This is a genomic window from Arenibacter flavimaris (genome assembly GCF_030291335.1).
In the GTDB taxonomy this organism is placed as follows: Bacteria; Bacteroidota; Bacteroidia; order Flavobacteriales; family Flavobacteriaceae; genus Arenibacter.
The window spans coordinates 1-23,538 of sequence record NZ_JASWIM010000021.1; the positions used below are offsets into that span (position 1 = coordinate 1).

Annotated in this window: 24 protein-coding genes; 15 read left to right on the forward strand and 9 right to left on the reverse strand. The window is 39.1% G+C overall.

Annotation, left to right across the window (positions count from 1 at the left end):
- Window positions 1-146 precede the first annotated feature (146 nt).
- Window positions 147-431, reverse strand: coding sequence for a hypothetical protein (locus QSE00_RS15450; protein WP_286106620.1), 285 nt, complete (start codon window positions 429-431; stop codon window positions 147-149).
- Between the two features lie 185 nt (window positions 432-616).
- Here QSE00_RS15450 and QSE00_RS15455 point away from each other — a divergent pair, with 185 nt between their 5' ends.
- The 6 genes from QSE00_RS15455 (at window position 617) to cysI (ending at window position 7,718) form a co-directional block, all read left to right on the forward strand.
- Complete coding sequence (locus QSE00_RS15455; RefSeq protein WP_286106621.1) at window positions 617-1,507, forward strand: pirin family protein; 891 nt, start codon at window positions 617-619, stop codon at window positions 1,505-1,507.
- A 100-nt stretch (window positions 1,508-1,607) separates the two neighbouring features.
- Window positions 1,608-2,198: a TMEM175 family protein gene (locus QSE00_RS15460; RefSeq protein WP_286106622.1), complete on the forward strand. Its 591-nt coding sequence runs from the start codon at window positions 1,608-1,610 to the stop codon at window positions 2,196-2,198.
- A 182-nt stretch (window positions 2,199-2,380) separates the two neighbouring features.
- Complete coding sequence (locus tag QSE00_RS15465; RefSeq protein WP_286106623.1) at window positions 2,381-3,274, forward strand: LysR family transcriptional regulator; 894 nt, start codon at window positions 2,381-2,383, stop codon at window positions 3,272-3,274.
- Between the two features lie 227 nt (window positions 3,275-3,501).
- A complete protein-coding gene (locus tag QSE00_RS15470; protein WP_110355456.1) occupies window positions 3,502-4,137 on the forward strand; it encodes a peroxiredoxin in 636 nt (211 codons plus the stop codon).
- A gap of 18 nt (window positions 4,138-4,155) precedes the next feature.
- Window positions 4,156-5,976 carry an assimilatory sulfite reductase (NADPH) flavoprotein subunit gene (locus tag QSE00_RS15475; protein WP_286106624.1) on the forward strand — a complete coding sequence of 607 codons (1,821 nt, stop codon included), beginning with the start codon at window positions 4,156-4,158 and terminating at the stop codon, window positions 5,974-5,976.
- Window positions 5,977-6,017: 41 nt separating this feature from the next.
- A complete protein-coding gene (cysI, locus tag QSE00_RS15480) occupies window positions 6,018-7,718 on the forward strand; it encodes an assimilatory sulfite reductase (NADPH) hemoprotein subunit (protein WP_286106625.1) in 1,701 nt (566 codons plus the stop codon).
- 128 nt (window positions 7,719-7,846) lie between these two features.
- Here the strand turns inward: cysI and QSE00_RS15485 are convergent, their stop codons facing one another.
- From QSE00_RS15485 to QSE00_RS15495, 3 genes are all read right to left on the reverse strand, one after another.
- Window positions 7,847-8,065, reverse strand: a complete 219-nt coding sequence (locus tag QSE00_RS15485) for a hypothetical protein (protein ID WP_110355453.1) — start codon at window positions 8,063-8,065, stop codon at window positions 7,847-7,849.
- Window positions 8,066-8,259: 194 nt separating this feature from the next.
- Window positions 8,260-8,619, reverse strand: a complete 360-nt coding sequence (locus QSE00_RS15490) for a hypothetical protein (protein ID WP_258364786.1) — start codon at window positions 8,617-8,619, stop codon at window positions 8,260-8,262.
- A gap of 75 nt (window positions 8,620-8,694) precedes the next feature.
- Window positions 8,695-9,219 (reverse strand): RNA polymerase sigma factor, encoded by a 525-nt coding sequence (locus tag QSE00_RS15495; RefSeq protein ID WP_110355451.1) that lies wholly within the window; start codon window positions 9,217-9,219, stop codon window positions 8,695-8,697.
- Window positions 9,220-9,441: 222 nt separating this feature from the next.
- Between QSE00_RS15495 and QSE00_RS15500 the strand changes: the two genes are divergently transcribed.
- The 4 genes from QSE00_RS15500 to QSE00_RS15515 all read left to right on the forward strand — a co-directional run bounded on the left by QSE00_RS15500 (window position 9,442) and on the right by QSE00_RS15515 (window position 12,378).
- Window positions 9,442-9,600, forward strand: coding sequence for a hypothetical protein (locus QSE00_RS15500; protein ID WP_286106626.1), 159 nt, complete (start codon window positions 9,442-9,444; stop codon window positions 9,598-9,600).
- A 116-nt stretch (window positions 9,601-9,716) separates the two neighbouring features.
- A complete protein-coding gene (locus QSE00_RS15505; RefSeq protein ID WP_110355450.1) occupies window positions 9,717-10,289 on the forward strand; it encodes a Crp/Fnr family transcriptional regulator in 573 nt (190 codons plus the stop codon).
- Between the two features lie 58 nt (window positions 10,290-10,347).
- Complete coding sequence (locus QSE00_RS15510; RefSeq protein ID WP_286106627.1) at window positions 10,348-11,610, forward strand: NAD(P)/FAD-dependent oxidoreductase; 1,263 nt, start codon at window positions 10,348-10,350, stop codon at window positions 11,608-11,610.
- Window positions 11,611-11,625: 15 nt separating this feature from the next.
- On the forward strand, window positions 11,626-12,378 hold the full coding sequence (locus QSE00_RS15515) for a DJ-1/PfpI family protein (RefSeq protein WP_286106628.1): 753 nt from the start codon (window positions 11,626-11,628) through the stop codon (window positions 12,376-12,378).
- Window positions 12,379-12,455: 77 nt separating this feature from the next.
- Here QSE00_RS15515 and QSE00_RS15520 read toward each other — a convergent pair whose 3' ends face one another.
- Window positions 12,456-12,857, reverse strand: coding sequence for a response regulator (locus QSE00_RS15520; protein ID WP_286106629.1), 402 nt, complete (start codon window positions 12,855-12,857; stop codon window positions 12,456-12,458).
- Between the two features lie 343 nt (window positions 12,858-13,200).
- On the opposite strand from QSE00_RS15520, the gene QSE00_RS15525 reads away from it, so the two are divergent.
- The 4 genes from QSE00_RS15525 to QSE00_RS15540 all read left to right on the forward strand — a co-directional run bounded on the left by QSE00_RS15525 (window position 13,201) and on the right by QSE00_RS15540 (window position 17,634).
- Window positions 13,201-13,965 carry a helix-turn-helix domain-containing protein gene (locus QSE00_RS15525; RefSeq protein ID WP_286106630.1) on the forward strand — a complete coding sequence of 255 codons (765 nt, stop codon included), beginning with the start codon at window positions 13,201-13,203 and terminating at the stop codon, window positions 13,963-13,965.
- Between the two features lie 70 nt (window positions 13,966-14,035).
- A complete protein-coding gene (locus QSE00_RS15530; RefSeq protein ID WP_286106631.1) occupies window positions 14,036-14,455 on the forward strand; it encodes a DUF1398 domain-containing protein in 420 nt (139 codons plus the stop codon).
- A gap of 382 nt (window positions 14,456-14,837) precedes the next feature.
- Entirely contained in the window at window positions 14,838-17,171 is a 2,334-nt protein-coding gene (locus QSE00_RS15535; protein ID WP_286106632.1) for a TonB-dependent receptor, read from the forward strand.
- A gap of 127 nt (window positions 17,172-17,298) precedes the next feature.
- The gene (locus QSE00_RS15540) at window positions 17,299-17,634 is read left to right on the forward strand and encodes a hypothetical protein (protein WP_286106633.1); all 336 of its coding nucleotides are present in this window, start codon (window positions 17,299-17,301) and stop codon (window positions 17,632-17,634) included.
- A gap of 69 nt (window positions 17,635-17,703) precedes the next feature.
- Here QSE00_RS15540 and QSE00_RS15545 read toward each other — a convergent pair whose 3' ends face one another.
- From QSE00_RS15545 to nadA, 3 genes are read right to left on the reverse strand one after another with little or no spacing between them, the layout of a single operon-like run.
- Window positions 17,704-18,075 carry a putative zinc-binding protein gene (locus QSE00_RS15545; RefSeq protein WP_286106634.1) on the reverse strand — a complete coding sequence of 124 codons (372 nt, stop codon included), beginning with the start codon at window positions 18,073-18,075 and terminating at the stop codon, window positions 17,704-17,706.
- Between the two features lie 29 nt (window positions 18,076-18,104).
- Window positions 18,105-19,694 (reverse strand): L-aspartate oxidase, encoded by a 1,590-nt coding sequence (nadB, locus tag QSE00_RS15550; protein ID WP_286106635.1) that lies wholly within the window; start codon window positions 19,692-19,694, stop codon window positions 18,105-18,107.
- Between the two features lies 1 nt (window position 19,695).
- Window positions 19,696-20,622, reverse strand: a complete 927-nt coding sequence (gene nadA / locus QSE00_RS15555; RefSeq protein ID WP_286106636.1) for a quinolinate synthase NadA — start codon at window positions 20,620-20,622, stop codon at window positions 19,696-19,698.
- Window positions 20,623-21,305: 683 nt separating this feature from the next.
- Here nadA and QSE00_RS15560 point away from each other — a divergent pair.
- Window positions 21,306-22,574, forward strand: coding sequence for a chloride channel protein (locus QSE00_RS15560; protein WP_286106637.1), 1,269 nt, complete (start codon window positions 21,306-21,308; stop codon window positions 22,572-22,574).
- A gap of 284 nt (window positions 22,575-22,858) precedes the next feature.
- Here QSE00_RS15560 and QSE00_RS15565 read toward each other — a convergent pair whose 3' ends face one another.
- A complete protein-coding gene (locus QSE00_RS15565; RefSeq protein WP_286106638.1) occupies window positions 22,859-23,080 on the reverse strand; it encodes a transcriptional regulator in 222 nt (73 codons plus the stop codon).
- Between the last annotated feature and the right edge of the window lie 458 nt (window positions 23,081-23,538).

Here is a 23,538-nt window from a genome sequence, read left to right on the forward strand (position 1 = left end):
CTCAATTGCGTCTGATTATTGGTCTTCCAAACGACATTGCTTTTCATACCATTAAGATAAGAAAATCGATACTTTTTTTAAAATCATAAACAAAAAAAAGAGACTGCCTTTTTAGACAGCCTCCTTACTAAAGCACTCTAAAACAATCAACTAGTTGTAATTTCCTTAACGGCAGATGGTTTGGACACATCGGTACCTTTTACGGTATAAACCCTAACATAACACTTGGTTTTAGTGGTCAAGCTACTTACGGCAACAGAAATTCCACTAACTTCCTTCTTGTTATAACCAGAAACAGTAGTGCTAAAATCCGATTTGGTTGAAACCTCAACATCGGGTCGAGTAAGATCTACCCCCAAATACCTATCTTGGGTGTTGCTACTTTTTTTATTATCGAGCTTATAGTTATCATATTCATACTCATGGTTCAATAAATCCCAAATCCCATCAGAATTTATAATGAATGGACCGGCCCATGGAAGGATTTAGGTATTATGGGAAAAAGAGTTTTAAGCAAGAAGCTTTTTTTATAACTTTAGAGGTGGTACAAATAATAAAAAATATATTTTAACTGATTGATATCATCCCTATTGAAGGGAATAACCCAAAAGAGACCATGTCCAATATAAACCTCATTATTGAAGAGCGCGCTGCCGACATCGGCAATTTTATGGTAGGTCGTTTATTGCCATTCCGACAAAAGCGTATGGTAGGACCGTTTATTTTTATTGATCATATGGGGCCTGCACATCTAAAACCCAATGAGAATATGGATGTGGACATGCATCCTCATATTGGCCTATCAACGCTTACCTATTTGTTTGAGGGTTCGGTCTTCCACAGGGATAGTCTGGGCACTGCAGTTGAAATAAAACCAGGGGCGGTAAATTGGATGACCGCAGGGAAGGGAGTTGTCCATACAGAAAGAACCCCTGATTATTTGAGGCCTAAAGCAAAAAAAATACATGGGCTGCAAATATGGGTGGCACTTCCTAAGGAAAATGAACAATGCGAACCGTCTTTTGTACATCTGGATGCCCGCAGCTTGCCTACTTGGGAAAGTGATGGTATTAGCTTTAAATTAATTGCCGGGACCGCTTTTGGCAAAAGCTCTCCAGTGCCGGTTTACAGTCCACTTTATTTTATAGAAGTTAAATCCGAGGAGGCAAAACTTGTTACTATAGGTGAACATCTTTTTGGTGAAAGTGCCTTGTATATTTTGGAAGGGTCCATTACTTCTGAAGGTAACACCTATCAAAACAAACAGATTCTAATAGCCAAGGATAGCAACTTATGCTCTTTCGAAATGGAAGCGAATACAACAGTTTACATATTTGGTGGTGAGGCATTTCCTGAGGAACGATTTATTGAATGGAACTTTGTATCCTCGGATAAAGCTTTGATTGAAAAGGCTAAGTCAGATTGGAGAAACGATAGTTTCCCTAAGGTTCCAAATGAAACCATACGGGTACCATTACCACCTACCAGACCATTTAAGTCAAAATAATTGGGTCTTGGTTATTAAAAGTAATAGGCAAATGCTAATTAAATAGGAGGAAATGGTACTTTAAGTACTTATAATTATAACGACCAAACTAGTAAACTATATGAAAACGGGAAGATTGGAAGCTTTTAGTGACGGGGTTTTGGCCATCGTTATAACCATAATGGTTTTGGAAATGAAGGCGCCGGAAGAAGTAAATTTAAGCGAACTCATAAAAGTGGCCCCTGTCTTCATTAGTTATTTATTGAGTTTTATTTATGTAGGCATTTATTGGAACAACCATCACCATTTAATGCATGTAACGCAAAAAGTAAACGGCAAGATCCTTTGGGCCAATCTACATTTGTTATTTTGGTTGTCCTTGATACCCTTTACCACCAGTTGGGTAGGAGAGCATCACCATTACAAAGAGTCTTTACCCGTTGCCACCTATGGTTTTATCCTATTAATGTGTGCGGTCGCCTATTTTATTTTAGAAGGGGTATTGATCAAGTATCATGATGACCACTTCGCTTTAAACAGACTGCCCAAAGTGAAATGGAAGGTTTACCTGTCTACAACTTTGTATATCTTGGCATTACCATTGGCATACCTAAACACCTGGCTATCCATTACTTGTTTTGTTACAGTTGCAATTATCTGGCTAATGCCGGAGCGTCGTTTGGAAGAATTTATGGAACAAGGGGAGGCTTAAAGAATCCATTTTGGACCCCCTTTTTTGAAGTATAAAACCTTATTCATTGGTAACTCAGTGGTAATGCTTTGTGATTATTTTTCGTTGCTGTCGCCATCAAGATCTCGTGGCAATCTTATAGGGTTGCAACCAGAATTTTCCCTATTGGGCTTTCCGTTCTAAAAATATGAGTAATATTGTATATGTTCGATTTTCGTCTAAAAGTTTTTTACACTGTTGCTAGAAGGCTTAATTTTACTAAGGCCGCGGAAGAATTGTTGATATCCCAACCTGCAGTAACCAAACATATAAAGGAACTGGAAAGTCAATTTAATCTTGCGCTTTTTGATAGAAGGGGGAATAGGGTCGTGCTTTCACCCGCAGGAGAAGTACTTCTAAAACATACCGAGAACATTCAGGAGATCTACCGGCAAATAGAATTTGACCTAAACCAGTTCAATGAGGCCTTTAAAGGGGTTTTACATGTTGGCTCCAGCACTTCCATTACGCAATACATATTACCTCCGCTCCTAGCCAGGTTCCACAGCATTCACCAAGATGTGAAGGTGGAGCTGCTAAGTGGCAATTCGGAACAAATAGAGCAAGCCCTTCTTAAAAAGAATATAGAACTTGGAGTTGTGGAGGGCAAATCCAAAAGACGTGAAATCCACTATACCCCATTTTTAAAAGATGAGATCGTACTGGTATGCGGCAGTAAAAATCCATTATCCTCAAAAGAAGAGATAAGACCGGAAAACCTTAAAGAGATACCCTTACTCTTAAGAGAACCTGGATCAGGAACCTTGGAAGTGGTTGCCGATGCCTTAAGGCAAAAAGGAATCCGCTTGGCCGACCTTAAAGTGGAAATGCAATTAGGCAGTACCGAAGCCATTAAATCCTATCTACAACACTCGGATTGCATGGCATTCGTTTCCCTACATGCCGTCTTAAAGGAACTTAAAAGTGGTGCATTGAAGATTATAGAAATAAAAAAACTCCCTATCCATAGGCATTTCTACTTTATAACGCCCCAAGGTCCCGAAGGAGGTCTGTCGGCATTATTGATGCAATTTTTAAGTCGAAACCATAATATATAATTATTTGGTTTTGTAAATCAAGCAAATACCAAACCTTTGTATTCGCCTATATTGCCTATTTTTTTATTCAAATATCACGCTTTCCTATTAGAACCCTATAACCTGAGGTTATTGTAAATTAATATATTCAATTGGCAATTGGGAGTAAACCCCTGTAGATTTGTACCGGAAAGACAGCACTAACTCTGACATGCTGTTTGGAATTTTAATTTTAAATATATATAACTATGAGTTTGAGAATTGGAGACGATGCACCAAATTTTAATGCCCAGACCACAGAGGGGGAAATAGATTTTCACCAATGGCTGGGAAACAGTTGGGGAATACTATATTCACATCCGGCAGACTACACCCCTGTATGTACAACGGAACTAGGTAGGACCGCACAGTTAAAGGAAGAATTTGCAAAAAGAAAAACCAAGGTACTTGCGGTAAGTGTTGATGACCTGGATTCGCACAATGGCTGGGTAAAGGACATCAACGAAACCCAAAACTGTAACGTTGATTTCCCCATTATAGCGGATACCGATAAAAATGTATCGACCCTGTATAATATGATCCACCCAAATGCATCTACCTCTGCCACTGTAAGGTCTGTGTATTTTATTAGTCCAGGAAAGAAGGTACAGGCAATTATAACCTACCCTGCCTCTACGGGGAGAAATTTTACCGAAATTCTTCGGGTGGTCGATTCCCTACAACTTACTGCAGATCACAATGTTGCCACTCCAGTGGATTGGGAAGTTGGACAGGACGTAATTATTCCACCAGGAGTTAAACAAGAAGAGGTCGAAGCCAAATATCCAAAAGGTCATCGCGTTATAAAACCTTATTTGAGATATACTCCCCAACCTAACAAATAATTTAAATTATTCAATAGTATGGAACTTAAAAAAGGATTGGATAGGGGGCCGTTTAACGATGAGCAAGCAGGAAAACTTGATATAGCATTGTCCGGACTCGATTCCGGACAACTACAATGGCTTAGTGGGTATTTTGAGGGGATTATCCAAACCTCTTTGAATAAAGCCACCGCGAGTAGTCTATCCATAGGTTCGGAATCGAATGTTGATCATGAACCTAAAGCAGTAAAACTGCATATCCTTTACGGGAGCCATACAGGTAATAGTGAAGCCTTGGCCAAGAACCTCCTTGCACGGGCCAAGGACATGGGAATTGATACTGTGATTTCTGATATGGCTTCCTTCAAAACAAGGGAACTCAAGGGCGTAAAAAAGTTGGCAATAATCGTGAGTACCCATGGATTAGGGGAACCCCCGGTACAGGCCGAGGACTTTTACAATTACCTACACAGCAAGAAGGCGCCGAACCTCGCCCACGTACAATTTTCAGTTTTGGGCCTCGGTGACAGCAGTTATGTTGACTTTTGCCAGACCGGGAAGGATTTTGATACTGTACTGGAAAAATTGGGTGCCCAGAAAATTGTTCCTCGCCAAGATTGCGATGTAGACTATACTGAGGAGGCTGAGGCATGGCAAGAGAAGTTTCTAGGTACCATCGTGGAGAGCAATGGCCAAAATTCGACAGTCCAAATTCAAGAGCTTCCGAATAAGGCTATCAACGGATCCCCATATTCCAGAAAAAATCTTTTTGAAGCCACCATTCTGGAGAAGATCAATCTAAATGGAAAAGGGTCTTCCAAAGAAACGATTCACCTGGAACTGGATTTGGAGGGATCTGGAATTAAATATGAGCCTGGCGATGCATTGGGGGTATATGGAGCCAATCCCCCGCAACTTGTAAAGTCGGTTTTGGAGTCCACCAATTTATCAGGGGAGGTAGAGGTGGACACCTTTGACGGCAGCAAATCCTTATATAACGCACTTACATATAACTATGAACTTACCCCACTATCAAAAAACACTCTTTCCGACTATGCCGAATTAACCGGCAATGAGGGGTTAAAGAAAATACTTCTGGACAAAAATGCACTTCGGGAATACCTTTTAGGGCGTGATTTCTTGGATCTAATAAGCGAGGAGCCCTATAAATTAACTTCAGAAGAGTTGATTTCTGTTTTGCGAAAAAATAATGCACGAATGTATTCCATTGCTTCGGCACAGGAAGTGGTAGAGGATGAAGTTCATCTGTTGGTGTCCGTTGTACGCTATAATGCATTTGGGAGAAATAAAGACGGACAATGTTCATCGACCCTTGCAGATAGGCTTGAGATAGGGGACAAGGTAAAAATCTTTGTGGATAAAAATACCCGGTTTAAGCTTCCTAAAAATCCGGAAGCTCCCATAATCATGGTTGGTCCGGGAACTGGGGTGGCACCCTTTAGGGCGTTTATGCAACAAAGGGAAGTATTGGAAAAAAAAGGACCCTCCTGGCTTTTCTTCGGCGATCGCAATTTCACTACGGATTTTCTGTATCAAACAGAATGGCAACAATATTTGAAGGAAGGGGTGTTGACCAAAGCAGATGTTGCCTTTTCCAGAGACCAGGAACAAAAGCACTATGTACAGCATAGAATGTTGGAGAACGGCAAGGAATTGTTTGAGTGGCTGGAAAATGGAGCACATTTCTACGTCTGCGGTGATGCGAAAAAAATGGCTAAGGACGTAGATATTGCCTTAAAGCAAATTATTCAACAACAGGGGGGGATCACAATTGAAAAGGCAGAGGAATATGTTAAAAATCTTCAAATTGCCAATCGATATCAAGCAGATATTTATTAGGGTAACTCTAGGTGCAATGTAATGTGCCGTAAATTATTTTTATGGAAAAACAGTTGAATGACAAACAATTATCGGAAGATGAACATATCAAGGACAAGAGCGATTTTCTCAGGGGAACCATAAAGGACAGCCTTAAAGATCCTTTGACCGGGGCTTTACTTCCCGATGATGTTAAGCTAATAAAATACCACGGTTCGTATCAGCAATACGATAGGGACACGGAGAGTGAACGAAAGCAGAAGAAATTGGAACCCCTGTTCCAGTTTATGGTTAGGGTAAGAGCGGCAGGAGGGGTAACTACCCCTCAACAATGGTTGACCCTGGATGAACTTTCCGACACCTACGGCAATGGTACTATTAAATTAACTACCCGACAGTCATTTCAATTTCACGGGATATTAAAACGAGGTCTGAAACCCACTATACAGGCAGTCAATGATACCTTGCTGAGCACCCTAGCTACCTGTGGAGATGTAAACAGGAACGTTATGTGCAATCCGAACCCTTATCAGTCACCTATTCATGATGAAGTGTACAAACTTGCAGGGGAAATAAGCAATTATTTTCTTCCTAAAACAACTGCGTATCATGAAATTTGGCTAGATAAGGAGAAAGTGGCGGGAACGCCGGATTTCGAACCTTTGTACCATCACACTTACCTTCCGCGGAAATTCAAAATAGCCATAGCCATACCGCCCAATAATGATATTGATGTTTTTGCCAACGACCTTGGTCTCATTGCCATTGAGGAAAACAATAAAGTGATAGGATTCAATATTTGTGTAGGAGGAGGATTGGGAAGTACCTTCGGGGTTCAGGAAACTTATCCAAGACTGGCCGATGTTATTGGTTATGCCCCTAAAGAAAAGGTGTTTGAGGTAGCTAAAACCGTTATTGCCATACAGAGGGATCATGGAAACCGATCTAACCGTAAATTATCGAGATTAAAACATACCATAGACGACAGGGGTTTGGAATGGTTTGTTTCGGAACTTGAAAACAGATTGGGTTGGAACCTCCCAAAACCTAAACCCTATCTATTTAAATCAAATGGAGATGAATATGGATGGCTAAAAGGCATCAACAACAAATGGTTCTATACCTTGTTTGTAGAACATGGGAGGATTAGGGATGAAAGTGATTATCGATTGAAAAGGGCCATCAGGGAAATTGCCAAAATCCACACAGGGGATTTCCGCTTAACAGGAAACCAAAATCTCATTATTGGAAATGTAGAGGAAGATAAAAGGGCAGATATTGAAACTATATTGGAACTGAATGGCGTTAATAACCATCCCAAACTTACAGGACTACGCAAGAGCTCTATGGCCTGTGTAGCCTTGAACACATGTGGATTGGCTTTTGCCGAAGCAGAACGTTACCTCCCTTCCCTAATTGATAAACTGGAAGTTATGATGCTAAATAATGGTCTAGGTAAGGAAGAAATCAACATCAGGATGACAGGATGTCCAAATAACTGTGCGCGATCATCACTGGGAGAAATAGGTTTTGTGGGTAGGGCCATTGGGAGATACAACATGTATTTGGGAGCGAGCCATACCGGTGACCGATTGAATTCCCTATACAAGGAAATGTTATCTGAAGAAGACATTCTAAGGGAACTGGAACCAATTATTGTGGCCTATGCAAAGGACAGGTTAAGGGAGGAGCATTTTGGCGACTTTGTAATTAGAAAAAAAATAGTTGAACCCAACAAGCGACCAATACGGGTACTGAATTAATTACTTTATTTATATACCGGGTTGGGATTTTTTTAGACCTGTCATTACTGTATACGTAACAAATTTAGGTAAGCAAACCTAACTCGGTAGATAATTATTAGAGTCTATATGGTCTATTCCTTAAATTCCTAGTCCGACAGTGCTTTAATGTAAAAGCCTTTAACTTTCACCAAATCGATCACTTCTTCTTCCAATAGATTAGAAGTGGCCTCAATTCTTAGAACGTTGTCTATGTCCTCAAGGTCTATGGACCAATTAATAATATCACTATGATGATTTAATACCGGTTTGAGGGATTTTACCTTTTTTTTAGATTTTATATCTGTTTGAAATATGAGCAATTCCATTATAATAAGTTTTATTAGTGAAACTCAATTTTGAGAAGTCAGTAAGACGCACTTAAAATTGCAAGTTGAACTAATCCCGCCATTTTCAGCGGGATCTAGGTTTAATACCTCGACCCTAGGGTCGATTCCTATTATTGGGTTCAGGGCCTGCCTTTGTCGGCAGACAGGCCTGCCCTGAGGTTTAATACCATTTATTATTCCAAATCTGACTTTGGGTCGTTCTGCTGCGGAGGATTGGACTGTCTATTTAAATAGTCCTTGAAGTGTTTGTTACCTTCCTCTTTCCAAAATTTATCATAGTGTTTCCATTTTGAGAAATCGGTCCCTGATTCCTTTTTACATGCCCTTCCGGAATGTTTGGAGGATTTTTTCTTACCGCTACCACCGCACCCTCCAAGAAGTATCTTTAAAAGAATGAACAGCCCCACAGCCTGCCAATACGTTATTGTGGTCAATCCAAATAGTTCCGGCATTAACCAATTCCATAACCACATTAAAACAAAACCAAATAAAATGGCCAATCCTACGATGGCAATGGTGCCAAAAAAAATCATGCCTATAATTTTAATAGGGGATTTTTTCCTGAATTTATGAGTGAAAAAATTTGTCATGGTTCAATGATTTTAAGTTTATCTAATTATTTTTTGTTCAATTTTTGTATAAAGTATTCCAAGGGCCCTATGTCTTCTGGACATTAGCGTACCTGTAGAAATCCCGGTTTGATTGGATATTTCCTTATAGGAATACCCTTCAAAGTCAACAGCGATGATAATGTCCTTGTACACAGGTTTTAATTGATCTATACATTTTTTTAATAACAGCACCGTTTCCTCCGAGGAATAGCTATTGGCCACTTGGTGCATTACATCTACCAAGTCCACTAGATTGTTATCCATGTCCACGGAATTGGTATTTTTTGTAGTCCGCATTACATCGATAATTCTATTTCTTATTGATTTATAGACAAATCCCGCTACATTATTTATTGGTGCATATCTATCCGCCCCTGAAAATAGTTTTAAAGCAACATCCTGGATAATATCTTCTGCATCCCGATTGGCAGTGTCACTTATTTTTGTGGCCACATACCTCCTGAGAGAATCATATTCCTTTCCGAAAAAATCTTTCAGCTTTGTACTGTTTTCTGATTCCAAATTGTTAAAACCTATTTTAAGGGGTCTTTGTTAAAGAAGACGCAAGTTTTTTAATCTATTGCATTTTAAAGCGGTTTATTTTAAAAAAAAATCCAAGTGAAGGGAATCCTATAAAATAAACAACTATTAAAAAGACATAATTTATTTTCAATTATCGTGGATATAAAACCAAGTTTAACTTTGCGTTGTTATTGGTTTCAGTAATAGCTAAAAATTGATAAAATGAAAAAACCAATTCCTTTCTGTGTTTTAAGGGTATTATTCATGGATTACCATATCCATAACCGCAATGTAAATTATTTGGGCAACAAAATATCCCAAGTTAAATATCGGTTTACACAGGATGGTAATCAAAACCGCTTGAGATACCCGGTATTTTAGGTTCCAATCCATAACGGCCCCAACTAAATTTAGGTTTATAGGCTAGTCGGGAAAACTCAATATGAATCAAAGAATACGAAGTAATATTACTAACTTTGGTCGATGTAATAAATAATATGCAAAAATTATTTGAGCATATCAATAGGTATACCGCTATTGACCAAGTAGAGTTTCAGGAAATAGCTATGTTTTTCGAGAAGCAAAAGGTCAAAAAAAAAGAGCTACTTTACCAACCTGGAGGCCAATCCCTTGGTCACTACTTTGTTTTAAGTGGATGTCTTCAACTGTACATAGTAGAGGAGGGGGGAGCAGAACAAACTTTACAATTTGCCATCGAGAATTGGTGGATTACAGATTATTTGGCCTATCATAACAATAGCGATTCCGAGTGCTATATTCAAGCAGTCAAAGCCTCGTCCATACTTCACCTAAGGCGTAGCCAAGAAGAGGAGTTACTGCTGCGATTTCCAAAAATGGAAACCTATTTCAGAAAAATATATCAAACTGCATACGGTGCCTCCCTAAACCGTATAAAATATCTTTTTATTTATTCCAAGGAGGATATCTATTTTAGATTTAGGGAGTCCTTTCCTGATTTTGTAAACAATATCCCCCAATATTTAGTGGCAAGTTTTTTAGGATTGTCTACGGAATATATAAGTAAATTAAAAAGAAAAAATATTTCTTGAACCAGTTCAAGTATTATTAGGGAAGAATCCAAGACCTTTGTATCCTAAATTGGACACAATGAAAAAAACGGTCGTAATTGTAGGGGGAGGTTTTGCAGGCTTGGAATTGATCAAAGGCATTGGAAATTCATCCAAGTACAACACCATTTTGGTGGATGCAAATAATTATAATTTTTTTCCACCATTAATCTATCAGGTCTCCACAGGGTTTATGGAACCTTCCGCCATTAGTTACCCTTTCAGAAAAATATTGAGGAATTTTAAAAATGTGCGCTTTCGGCTCGGAAGCTTAATGGAGGTGGTTCCCGGTGAAAACAAAATATTGTTGAGCAATGGAGAATTGCACTATGACATTTTAGTCATGGCCACGGGTACGGAAAGTAGTTTTTTCGGCAACAAAAATATTGAAAAATATAGTTTGCCCATGAAAACCATAAGTGATGCCCTGACCCTACGAAACACTATACTTACCCGTTTGGACCGGGCTACAAGACATGAGGACCCGGAAGAGCGAAAAAAGTTATTGACATTTGTAATTGCGGGGGCCGGACCAACAGGGGTAGAGCTATCCGGTATTTTGGCCGAAATGAAACCCTCCATTTTAAAGAAAGATTATCCTGAATTGAACGAAAGTGATTTAGGGAAAATTTATCTGATAGATGGGCAAAATACCGTTTTGAGCACCATGTCAAAAAATTCACAAAAATATACACACACTAAGCTAATGGAATTGGGTGTGGAAATAAAACTCAATTGTTTGGTAAAAGATTTCCAGGATGATGTTGTTCTCCTATCGGACGGCAGCAGCATTGAATCCAAAAATTTAATATGGGCAGCGGGGGTAACGGCAAAGGCATTTACTGGATTTTCCTTGGACAGTTTTGGAAAGGGAAAAAGATTAAAAACAAATAGTTTTAATCTGGTCAATGGATACGATAACATTTATGCATTGGGGGATAGTGCGTTGGTTCTTGGGGATAAGGACTATCCTGAAGGCCATCCCCAATTGGCCCAACCAGCAATACAACAGGCCAAAAACCTAGCCCATAATTTGGAGGGAGAACCAGGCAAGTGGACGCCTTTCAAATACAAAAACAAAGGTTCATTGGCAATTATTGGCAGGAATAAGGCCGTTTTTGATTTGCCGGAGGAAAAGTATTTCATAAAAGGTTTTATAGCGTGGCTCATTTGGATTTTTGTACATATCATGGGATTGGTGAATTTTAAAAATAGGTTTCGCACCTTGGTAAACTGGATTGGCTACTACATCTATAAAGATCAATACTTTAGAATGATCATAAAACCAAACGAAAAAAAGTAAATTCGTTAAACCCATATGAAAAAGCATTTTAACTTATTATGTATCACTTTGGCCGTTTTTGCTGGTTGTAACATGGACAAATCAAAATCCGGTACCAAAGCAGCTAATTTGGAGCAACCAAAAATTAGCTCGGATACCTTGACGAAACACCTAAAACCGTACAAAACAGAATTGCCAACTGTTGGGCTCTTGATGTTTAACGGCGTGCTACAAAGTGAAGTCATTGCCACCTCCGATGTTTTTGCCAAACCCAGTTCGGACGGAGAGCAGCTGTTTAATGTTGTGACCATTGCTGAAACCAGCAATCCGATCACAACAGAAGAAGGTATGCAGTTTGTTCCCGATTATACTTTTGAAAACTGTCCCCAACTCACTGCCTTGTTTATACCAAGTGCCTATGACATGTACGCTCAGGTGCATAACGAAGAAATTGTAGATTTTATAAGGGAGAAAAATAAGGAAACACTATATACCGTAAGCAATTGTGCTGGAGCCCAATTAATAGGAAAATCGGGCATAGCCGACGGATTTAAAATTGTAACCTGGATAGGAGGGGGCAAGCAGTTACAAAAGGATTATCCAAATCTAAAAGTGCAGAACGACAGTTTGATAACATTTGTCGAAGACGGAAAATTTAGTTCCTCCAACGGCAATTTGGCGAGTTATATTACCGCTCTCAACCTATTGGAAAAAATGACCGGACCCCAACATAGGGAGTTTGTAGAAGGTTATCTATATCTTGATCGACTTCAAAATTGGCGCCATTAAATAATGGCGATTAAGTTTCAAGCCTTTAAGGATCATATTTCTTTTGTAAACAACACCAAATAACAGGAATTGTACCATCAGTTATCTTTACACTCCGTAAAAATTTTATCAACGGCATTTTTACTCAAGGGTTTATGGAAATAGTCTTTTACCAAAGGATGACATTTGGCGCGATTACGGTCCGTTGAATTGGAAAATGCCGAAACTATATATATGTCGATCGGGCCAACGTTCCCGCCAATCTTTTCCAACTCCCCCAGAAAATGCCATCCATCCAAGACCGGCAAACCAAGGTCCAATAATAATTTGTCGGGAAATCCTATTTGCCCTTCCTTGCACTTTCTTAACTTATCCAAGGCTTCTTCTACCGTATCAAAAGTGGTAATTTTGTAGCTGGGATGCGATTGTCCAATTTTGTAGGTCATGGCAAACTGTGATACCATATCATCGTCGATAATCCACAAGGTTTCTCCTTCCATTTTAATTTACAATACCAATTAAAATTAAATCGACAATTTCCAACCAGACATTATGTACGGTGTTGTAATATCAAATCCCCGATTTTTCAAATCCATCCCAAATAATATCTGCAATTAATTGCTATTTTCCTTTACTTGGGATTTAAATGTATGCCTAGTGAACCTTAACCCAATAGAAATTCGCCAAACGGCCGGAATATCCTGTTTAATAGGTACGCCCATGCTAAAACATTAATTCTCCAAGATTTAAAATTTAAACTATATTAGTGTATAAAATGGGGTTGGAAAAGGGCCAAGATTTAGGGTGGCGAATTTAAAGTAGCAGGTATCAATACACAATGGAATGAGATTTGACAAATATCTTCCCTCGGATCCACTAAAACCCTACATCAAATATTTTGTAGTGTCCGAGAATGCAATGGAAAACCAATATAAAGTTTTTCCGTCCACCGGACTTGTCATGGGATTTCAATACAAAGGGAAACTTACCAACTTAAAAGACTATTCGGAGATAGCACTATCTTCAGCGGGCATAACAGGAATTTCGGATGGCTATAAGATCTTTAAGAATTCGGCCGACACAGGAACTGTATTGGTTTATTTTACAGAAACCGGATATACCCATTTTGCATCACATCCGGCAAACGAACTTTTTAATTTAAGTATTTCCCTGGAGGATGTTTTCTGTAAAAACAGTGTAATTGAAGTAAAGGATAAATTGGGAATTGCCAACACCGACAAAGAACGAATAAAAATAATTGAGCAGTTTTTAGTTTCACAACAACAGGACATAGTAATAGACAAATTAATTATTGAAGCCATTAGGCTCATCTATGAAACCAACGGAACCATCCGAATAAAGGAGTTGCTCAAAAATCTATTTATAAGCCAAAGTGCTTTTGAAAAGCGATTTAGGAAGGTGGTTGGAACGACCGCTAAAAAATTTGCTTCCATTGTGCGTTTCAATGCGGTAATAGACAATCTAAAAGAAACAAAATTGCTTACTGAAGTTTGCTATCAGCGTAATTTCTTCGACCAGGCACACTTCATTAAGGACTTTAAAAAGTTTACGGGGGAAACCCCGGAAAATTTCAAACGCTTGCTGTAGAAAAACGATTTTTTACAATTACAGAGGTTTCTACCCATGTACCTTTGTCCTGTAACTTAATTTAAATCTAGTGAAAACTCAACAGCAACAACTCACATTGGAACAAATCACTAAAGCCCATAGCAAAGTAAAATCGGGGGCAGACTTTCCTAAATACATTCTAGACCTAAAAGAGTTAGGGGTTATTCGTTACGAAACTTTTGTAACGGATGGCCATACCGTCTATGTTGGTAAAAATGATTACAAAATCAAATCACTACCAAAATATAATGCCTTATCCATTGCCAAAACACCCAATAAAGAACAATTTCTCACTTACTTAAAAACCCATCAACAAGGTAACAGCGATTATTCAACTTTTTGCAAAGAAGCAGCACATTCAGGTGTTTTAAAATGGGTAGTGCGCATGTCCAATATGACCTGTACCTACTTTGACAGCTTGGGCAACAATATTCTCGTAGAGAAAATACCCGGTAAGGAAATGTTTTGATATTGCCCAACCCAATATTAAAATTCCCCTACCATAAAAATTACAAGCTATTTTTTCTGCTCGGTTCAATCGCTTCCGGACGTAACAAAAAGCCGAACTGAGGCCCCTTGGCGTAAACGCTTTTATACTACTTCCCTAATATGATCTGGAATAGGGGATAAGTCCACAATGACAGGTAATGCTCACGGTAAGATGCCGATCCCACACCTTTTTCCCCATTAATTTTTAGTGCATCAACCCAATAAAACACTTCTTCAGAAAAAAGGATTTCGCCAACATTTTAACACAATTTTTATTTAAAATAATTCTAAATAAACTTGCGTGGTTTATTTCCCCAAGATATATTTGCGCCACTATTTTTAATCAATCTAAATAAAAACAAATGAAAATTAATACATTCTTTATTGCTTTACTCCTTGTTGCAATGAGAACTTTTGGCCAAACTGCAACCATCAAAGGCCAAGTTGTCACCGAGGAAAAAACACCAATATCCAATGCAAATGTCATGATAGCAGATTCGGGAATAGGAACTATGACAAATGCTAAGGGGGAATATCAAATTAAAAATATTGAGGCCGGAAGTTATACCATTACGGCGACCTATATAGGTTTTACGAGCCAATCATTTAAGGTGGAAATAACGGCCAATACCACTAAAACACTACCCGATTTTGTGCTGCAGGAAAAACAGGAACAACTAGACGAAGTAATCGTAGAAGGACATATAAACAAATACATTACTAAGGAACCCTCAATATCGCTTAGATTAAAGACCGAAATAGTCAAACTGCCCCAAAATATACAGGTCATCAGTGCAGCCCTATTACAGGATCAACAGGCGACCAGTATTATGGACGGGGTGATCAGAAATGTAAGTGGGGTAACGATGTTGGAACATTGGGGTCATTTTGCCAGGGTCAATATGCGTGGTTTTAGACTACCTGCTTTTAGAAATGGTGTAAATGTTCAAGATTCGTGGGGCCCCTTATCCGAAGACATGGCCTTTGTAGACCGTGTAGAATTTGTAAAAGGGCCGTCAGGTTTTATGATGTCCGCCGGTGAACCAGGTGGGTTTTATAATGTTGTGACCAAAAAACCTTCTGAAGAATTTATAGGAAATGTTTCGGTGAGTGCTGGAAGTTTTGATTTTTATAGGGGAACCTTCGACTTGGGAGGAAAACTTTCGGAAAATGGCAAATTGCTGTACCGATTCAATGCCCTATACCAAAATGGCGACAGCCACAGAGGTAATGAAAAGGCTGAACGTTGGGGAGTTGCTCCTGCCTTAACATACAAATTTTCCAAGCGAACCAGGATTACCACCGAACTTAACCTACAAAACGCACAAAGTTATATTGGTTCCGCATATATATTTGCCCCTGTAGCCGATGGGTATGCAAGCTTGGACCGTAATTTTAAGTTTACCGATACCAATTACCCTGCATCCGAAATTCAGGAGATGTCTTTTTTCACCAACTTAAAACACGATTTTTCCAATAATTGGGGTTTTGAAACCCAATTTGCCTATCTACGTTATAACCAAGAAGGCCAATCGTTCTGGGCATGGTCTGTTACCGATGAAGGAGATGCCGATAGACGGGTTACCCAATGGGATGCACTTTCAGTGGGAAAATACTTCCAGACCTATCTCTATGGCAACTTTAAAACAGGAAGCATATCGCATAACATTTTAGGTGGTTTTGATTATACCCAAAAAAATTACTGGGCCGACTTTTCAAATACTGTGGCCATAGACCAAACACCTTTTAATATCTATGATCCCATATACGGCAACTCAATTCCGTTGAATTTCGACCGATCGGTTCCAATACAACACCGAAACGGGGGAGAACCCTATAATGGCAACACCTTAAGGGCTTATTATCTCCAAGACGAAATAGGTTTATGGAAGGATAGAATTAGAATTACCCTGGCAGGTAGGTACACCGAATTGGTAACCAGGGGCAAAGAGGAACAGGACAACAAATTTTCACCAAGGATAGGTGTAAGTGCCGATATTGCACCTTCCTTTACGGCATACGCATTGTACGACCAATCCTTTCTACCGGCCAATGGCGTGGACTTTAACGGGGATACCTTTAATCCCATTGAAGCCAATGATATTGAAGGGGGAATTAAAAAATCGTTTTTTAATGGTATGCTAAAAACCTCCTTAGGAGCCTTCCAGATTACAAAACAAAATGTGCTGGTAACAGATCCCGAACATCCAGATTTTTCCATCCAGTTGGGCGAGGTACAGTCCAAGGGAATTGAATTTGACCTGCAAGGCCAACTTACACCGGAACTAAATCTAGTATTGAACTATGCCAACACCAATGTTGAGATAACAGAGAATACAGATGAAAGCGTCATAGGACAAAGGGTGGCAGGTCATGCCAAACATGTTACCAACGGTTGGTTCAACTATAATTTTGCCAAGACTTCCAAGTTTAAAGGTTTTGGGGCCTCATTGGGCTATCAGTACCAAGTAGATCGTTCCACATGGGCATGGGGTGCGGATAGCCAATCTGACCTTCCAAACTATATTCGACTGGATGGAGCGCTATCATGGAAAAACAATAAACTGCGAGTACAGGTTAATTTGAACAATATATTGAACGAATACCTCTATGCCGGAGCCAATTATGGATCGTATTTATATTGGCAGGCAGAACCTGGAATCAACGGACGGGCTACCATAACCTATAGCTTTTAAAAAATTGATTAGTTAGTTTAAGTTAGTTGATCAACAGTCCTTGGGTTTATGCCCAAGGGCTGTTTACCATCAAAAAAAAGTTAGATATGAAAAAATCGATTCTTATTACAGCAGTTATATTCATGGCATGATACTAATTTACAGCAATATATATGGAGCGGCATATCACCTGGAAAATTCCCCTAATCCGAATTGTAAAATCCAATTGGTAATAGACAGTATCGGAATTTTTATGAGCAGGGAAGATTTGCAGAACTTATTGGGCATTGTTCAAAAATCACATGAACCTTGTTTTTGTGAGGATTGTGGAGGCAATGCCTGTAATAAGATATGGTGTTCAAATCCGTTGGTCGATATTTGTTTAAAAATGAACGAGCGTACCCTGGACTTGATGGAAGATCTTATTAGGGGCACCCAATTTATACTGAATTTGGACGACGGTATAGATCAATTTTGTCGATAAGCCCACGGTTTGATACCCTTATCATGGCAGTCACCGGATACAATTGCTAGCAACCATCAAAAAAATTAATTACAAATTAATGGCTCTGTGCACAATTTGTTCGTAGATTTCTCCTGCTTCCTCCAACCTTAATTCTTCGTAATACTTTTTCTTTAGACTAAAATTGGTAAGCACGATATGCTCATCGGGTTCTATGTTAACGTTCTTCAGACACTCCTTGGCGCATTGGAGGGGACAACCGTCAATAACGATTATTGGCCTGCTGGATCTAGCCTTTTTAACGAGCGATCTTACCTTTCCTCCGACCCCTACTATACAGGACATTTCGGCAATGCCCTCGGCGTTGATTTTTAGGGCGATATCGTTTGCCAATTGTGCAACATTGCTACACCCAGAACAGGAATAAATAAGTGGCAGATTATTTTTATTTTGATTTTCCATTATCAGTACTTTTAAATTGTGGTTTCCATTTATAATAGATTCTTTGGTAGATTGTCCGTATTGGTCCGCACATTGTCCATATTATAATAACCTCCTTTATTCTCCCTACGTTTCAGGGATTGATGAATAATTAAATACGCCACATTTATCATATTTCTTAATTCACATAGTCTCGTATTTACTTTTACCGTTTTGTACAGTTCCTCCACCTCCAGATAAATTGAATCAAGATGTTGTAGAGCTTTGGTCAATCTACTATTACTACGAACTATACCCACATAATCCCTCATAAGATTCTGCAGCCTCTCAAGATTGTGTTGCACCAGAATATATTCTTTGGGGACAGTCGTTCCTTGGTCGTTCCAATCAGGGATCGAAATCTTATTGGGCGCTACAGAATTCGAAGCCTGATATTCATAAATATTATTGGCATATACCAGTGCTTCCAGCAAAGAGTTGGAAGCCAATCTATTGGCTCCATGCAAACCAGTACAAGAACATTCGCCACATGCAAAAAGGTTGGCTACAGAAGTCTTTCCATGCCTGTCCACTACAATGCCGCCGCAGAGGTAATGGGAGGCGGGTACAACAGGGATCCAATCCTTTCCAATATCGATATGGTTGGCCAAACATTCTTGGTAAATATTTGGAAAATGATTTTTGAATTCGGTGATATCCAAATGGGTGCAATCCAAAAAGACCATTTTGTCTCCTGATTTCTTCATCTCTGCGTCTATACATTGGGATACGATATCCCTGGAAGCCAATTCCGCCCTTTTGTCATAATCCGGCATAAATCTATGGCCACTCTTGCTCCGTAACAAGGCACCGAAGCCCCTTACCGCTTCGGATATTAGAAATGAGCGCCCACCCTTGTTGTTGTACATAGCAGTGGGGTGGAACTGCACAAACTCCATATCCCTAATTTCAGCTTTTGCCCTATAAGCCATTGCTATACCATCTCCTGTTGCAATTAATGGATTTGTAGTATTGCCATATACGCGACCGATACCACCGGATGCCAATAAAATATTATCGGCCCTTATGGTAAATATATCCCCTGTTTTTTGATCCATGACATATGCGCCAAGGCACGTTATATTTTTGGGATCGGAAATAGTAAGGTGATGTTCCGTAATAAGATCCAATGCAAAGTGATAGGGTAAAATGGTAACATTCTGTAATTTATGAACTTGTTGAAGCAATACGCGCTCAACCTCGTATCCAGTAATGTCCTTATGGTGAACTACACGGTTTTCAGAATGTCCACCTTCCAATCCTAAATCCAGTTTACCCGATTTGTTGACATCAAAACTAGCACCCCAGCGCATTAATTCCTTGAGGCGAGGTGGACCTTCCTTTATAACCATTTCAACAACCGCCCCATCACATAATCCGTCTCCTGCAACCAAGGTGTCATGAATGTGTTTCCGAAAAGAATCTTCTTCCAAATCCGTTACTACAGCAACACCCCCCTGGGCATATTTTGTGTTGGATTCCTGTTCATCGGCTTTCGTAATAATAGTTACGGATCTATTGGGAAACCTTTGGGCTATTTTCACAGCATACGTCAATCCTGCAACTCCGGAACCTATAACAAGATAATTTGTTGATACCATTTCATTTCGATAATTCCAACATTCTTTGAATCGGTTGCAGCGCCCGTCTCCTTAAGTCTTCTTGAACCTCTATATGTGGTGTTTCATCTAAAAGACAATTATAAATTTTTTGCAGGGTATTCACTTTCATATAGGCACATTCACTACAGGCGCAGGTATTATCCTCCTCTGCCGGTGCTGGAATAAGAACGGTAGAAGGGACCTCCAGCTGCATTTTGTGCAATATTCCGGCTTCCGTGGCAACAATAAACTGTTCATTGGAATGGTTTTTAACATAATTGATCATACCGGCAGTGGAACCAATATAGGTGGCCAGATCCAAAATATGCTCCTCGGATTCTGGATGGGCTATTATTTTTGATTCTGGATATTCCTTGTAGAGTGACAATAATTTATCTACGGAAAAAGCTTCGTGTACCACACAGGAACCATCCCACAATAATAAATCCCTTCCCGTTTTTTTAATGATGTAACGTCCCAAATTCTTGTCTGGTGCAAAGATAATAGGCCTGTCTTTAGGAACCGACTCCACTATCTTTAGGGCATTGGAAGAAGTACAAACTATATCGCTCATGGCCTTGATTTCCGCCGAACAATTTATATAAGTAATCACCAAGTGCTCCGGGTGTGCTTTTATGAAAGTTGAAAATGACTCAGGCGGACAAGATTCGGCCAACGAACACCCCGCACCTAAGTCGGGCAACAATACCTTTTTCGTCGGATTTAGGATTTTCGCCGTTTCTGCCATAAAGTGTACCCCGGCAAATACGATTATTGAGGCATCTGTTTCAGCAGCCTTTTGTGAAAGCCCCAAACTATCACCAACATAATCTGCGACTTTTTGTATTTCATCCCGTTGGTAATAGTGTGCGAGAATTACCGCATTTTTCCCACTTCTCAATTGGTTTATGCCCTCTATTAATTCCATAAAATTTACAAGTAAATATGAGCGGAAAAAGGTAGGTTTATGGACCAAGATGGAAAATGATAATTATCATTAAATTTTACAATTATCGCATAAAACCAGAATGTATTCAATTATGGGCAACCTTAATTATCATACTAGGGTTGTAATGATAAAAGTCGATCCTGTTTGTAACAAAAGATTTAAAGAGTCTTTATTAGTGAAACTCAATTTTGGGAATTCGGTAAGACGCACTTAAAATTGCAAGTTGAAATAATCCCGTCTTTTTTGGCGGGATCTAGGGTCGATTCCTAATATTGGGTTCAGGGCCTGCCTATGTCGGCAGACAGGCCTGCCTAAATCGGCAGACAGGCTTCCCTGAGGTTTAATATCTTTTATTCCACTACGTGGGAATACTGGTAATTATACTATTTTTGCAAACGCCTCCCCGCAGAATATTTTCTGCCACCTAGTGGTGGATAATGGTTTGGTTCATGTTCTGTAAAATATAATAAATCAGAACTCCTTATTCTTACAAGGATGGGCAGCCGAAATGACGATGGACCATATAGAAAATGCGGCTTTAAAAATGTTGAAACAATGAATGTTCCAGAGAAAGGACTGTTGAAAAAAGGGAACAAAAAAATTTTATAACCAAGATCCCAAATTGCCAACATGTGCAATGTCCCATAATATAGACTCATAAAGTGAAATTAAAGAGAAGAAGAAAATTAGTCACCTATTTAAATATTCTTGACCAACCTGTCCGATTTAACCCCTTTGTTTTCAGTCGAACATTTTTATTATGGGTCTTACTTGGGTTAATTGGCGGAATTATTGCTGGAATTTATTGGATTGCACTGGAATTCTTAACCCTGAAACTGGCATTATTTGAAGGTTGGCAAGTAATTCCCCTAATGGCAATATGCGGACTTTTGGCAGGTTTGATTATCCACTTTATCGGAGACCCGGGAGAAATTCATTTAATTGTCAACAACATCCGTTTCAACAAAGGAAAACTCGACCCAAAAAACAATCCTTCCATGATACTTTCCTCCTTATTGTGCGTAGCATCGGGAGGAAGTCTCGGACCAGAGGCCCCTTTGGTACAAGTAACAGGTTCAACAGGTACATGGATGGGCAAGTTATTCCGACTCAAGGGAGAAGAGTTGAGGTCTTTAAGTATCGCAGGAATGGCTTCAGGATTTACTGCCCTATTTGGGGCACCGTTGGGCGGTAGCCTGTTTTCCTTGGAAATACTACATCATAAACATGCCGTGGAGTATTACAAAGCAATTATCCCCGCCTTTGTTGCAAGTTGTTTTAGTTATTTGGTATTTGCCTTTATTATTCATCTAGGACTTGGTCCATTGTGGGATTTGTCCGGTTATGAATATTCGGGTATTTTTGATTTTGCCTATGCTGTATTATTTGCTATAATTGGGGCCCTATTCGGTTGGGGGTTCATTTTTTGCACTAAATTTTTCAAATCAATTTTTGAAAAAAGGCCACTACCCATATTCATCAAAACACTTATCGGTGGTATTCTATTGGGAATAATTGCCTTTTATTTCCCAATTACCAGATACTTCGGACATCACGAAATTAATGAGTTATTGGAAGGTGATTTTTCACTGTCCCTGTTATTTGCCATATTGATTTTTAAAATCATTGCTATTTCCATAACCGTTACTGCTGGTTGGAGAGGCGGATTCATTATTCCTCTTTTTTTTGTAGGGGCTACCTTAGGTCTTATAATACATCAACTGTTTCCATCAGTCAACCTTACCTTGGCCATTGTTAGTTGTATGGGGGCAATTAATGCCTGTGTTACCAGAACACCCATGAGTACTACAATATTATTGGCCACCTTAACTGGATTTGGACATTTCATTCCCATCCTTTTTGCCTGTTTAACAGGTTATTTTTTAGCCCCAAGAATTCCTTTTATAGGTTCCCAAATGGAAAATGAATAAACAGTATGGAGTAGGCTTATCCTAAAAAGTTATATTTCCAGGTGTAGGATTGAAGAAATAAAAAATCCAAATCCACACAAAATTATTCATTATCACTGAGGAGTATTGGAAAAAGGTCTAGATATAATTGAGCCAATTGATTGAAAAATTCAAAAACTTAAGCTAGTATTGGTAACCATTCATTTTAAAGGATTAAAAAAGGAAGCGGTTGGGCCGAAACCTGGGCAAGAATGACTAATTGGGATAGTTGAACAATAATTATATTGAAAAGAGCACAGAGAAATTTAATACCCCAATAATTCCAGAAATTCGGAAAGCCTTATATTTCGGCCGTCACATATTTTTTTTAAAGTGACCAAGCTAATTATATAATCTGGGTCCGATTTTATCCTGCGTACGGTTTTTTCATCAATGGCATGGTCCAATGCAAATGACCTTTGCGATTTGGATTCTTCAATCCAATTCTGTGCAATATAAGAACAAATTGATTTGCTTAACTTATCCATTTAAGACAAATAAAAAAGTTCTCGAAGAAAAAAGTGCGGACAAAAATCCGCATATAAATATTTTTCATTATATTTACCTCATTAACATATGTTTGCGATTCTTCTATTTGAATTAGTCTAGAAGCAGTCGCTTGGATTCCCGGTCTAAAAACTGGTAACTTGATGCACGGGATGATAAGCAAGATGCCCATGACCCGGGGCATGGGTTTTCTTATCACAATATGCTTAACCAGTATTTAGTTCCTAAGTGGGGTTTTAAACTCTTATGACCCAACCCACTTTATGCCGAGCGTTGTTTTATTTAGAATTTTTGCAAGCAATCACTAAAAGGCTAAAGGAGCTATGAAACACATCTTATGTAACTTAATTGGTAAAAGGGCCGCTGGGCATCTTACCGTTCTTTTGCAGCATACCGTGTACGACATTCTCTTTACCAAAAAGCCCAAGAACCCAATATA

Bases quoted from the DNA above. Each gene is read 5' to 3' on its own strand.
- QSE00_RS15455 (WP_286106621.1), top strand. From the start codon at position 617: ATGTCCAATATAAACCTCATTATTGAAGAGCGCGCTGCCGACATCGGC.
- QSE00_RS15545 (WP_286106634.1), bottom strand. From the start codon at position 18,075: ATGGAAAATCAAAATAAAAATAATCTGCCACTTATTTATTCCTGTTCT.
- QSE00_RS15565 (WP_286106638.1), bottom strand. From the start codon at position 23,080: ATGGATAAGTTAAGCAAATCAATTTGTTCTTATATTGCACAGAATTGG.
- QSE00_RS15490 (WP_258364786.1), bottom strand. From the start codon at position 8,619: ATGATTTTTTTTGGCACCATTGCCATCGTAGGATTGGCCATTTTATTT.
- QSE00_RS15540 (WP_286106633.1), top strand. From the start codon at position 17,299: ATGATACTAATTTACAGCAATATATATGGAGCGGCATATCACCTGGAA.
- QSE00_RS15465 (WP_286106623.1), top strand. From the start codon at position 2,381: ATGTTCGATTTTCGTCTAAAAGTTTTTTACACTGTTGCTAGAAGGCTT.
- QSE00_RS15470 (WP_110355456.1), top strand. From the start codon at position 3,502: ATGAGTTTGAGAATTGGAGACGATGCACCAAATTTTAATGCCCAGACC.
- QSE00_RS15475 (WP_286106624.1), top strand. From the start codon at position 4,156: ATGGAACTTAAAAAAGGATTGGATAGGGGGCCGTTTAACGATGAGCAA.
- QSE00_RS15515 (WP_286106628.1), top strand. From the start codon at position 11,626: ATGAAAAAGCATTTTAACTTATTATGTATCACTTTGGCCGTTTTTGCT.
- nadB (WP_286106635.1), bottom strand. From the start codon at position 19,694: ATGGTATCAACAAATTATCTTGTTATAGGTTCCGGAGTTGCAGGATTG.
- QSE00_RS15500 (WP_286106626.1), top strand. From the start codon at position 9,442: ATGAAAAAACCAATTCCTTTCTGTGTTTTAAGGGTATTATTCATGGAT.
- QSE00_RS15505 (WP_110355450.1), top strand. From the start codon at position 9,717: ATGCAAAAATTATTTGAGCATATCAATAGGTATACCGCTATTGACCAA.
- QSE00_RS15485 (WP_110355453.1), bottom strand. From the start codon at position 8,065: ATGGAATTGCTCATATTTCAAACAGATATAAAATCTAAAAAAAAGGTA.
- nadA (WP_286106636.1), bottom strand. From the start codon at position 20,622: ATGGAATTAATAGAGGGCATAAACCAATTGAGAAGTGGGAAAAATGCG.
- QSE00_RS15510 (WP_286106627.1), top strand. From the start codon at position 10,348: ATGAAAAAAACGGTCGTAATTGTAGGGGGAGGTTTTGCAGGCTTGGAA.
- cysI (WP_286106625.1), top strand. From the start codon at position 6,018: ATGGAAAAACAGTTGAATGACAAACAATTATCGGAAGATGAACATATC.
- QSE00_RS15525 (WP_286106630.1), top strand. From the start codon at position 13,201: ATGAGATTTGACAAATATCTTCCCTCGGATCCACTAAAACCCTACATC.
- QSE00_RS15535 (WP_286106632.1), top strand. From the start codon at position 14,838: ATGAAAATTAATACATTCTTTATTGCTTTACTCCTTGTTGCAATGAGA.
- QSE00_RS15520 (WP_286106629.1), bottom strand. From the start codon at position 12,857: ATGGAAGGAGAAACCTTGTGGATTATCGACGATGATATGGTATCACAG.
- QSE00_RS15460 (WP_286106622.1), top strand. From the start codon at position 1,608: ATGAAAACGGGAAGATTGGAAGCTTTTAGTGACGGGGTTTTGGCCATC.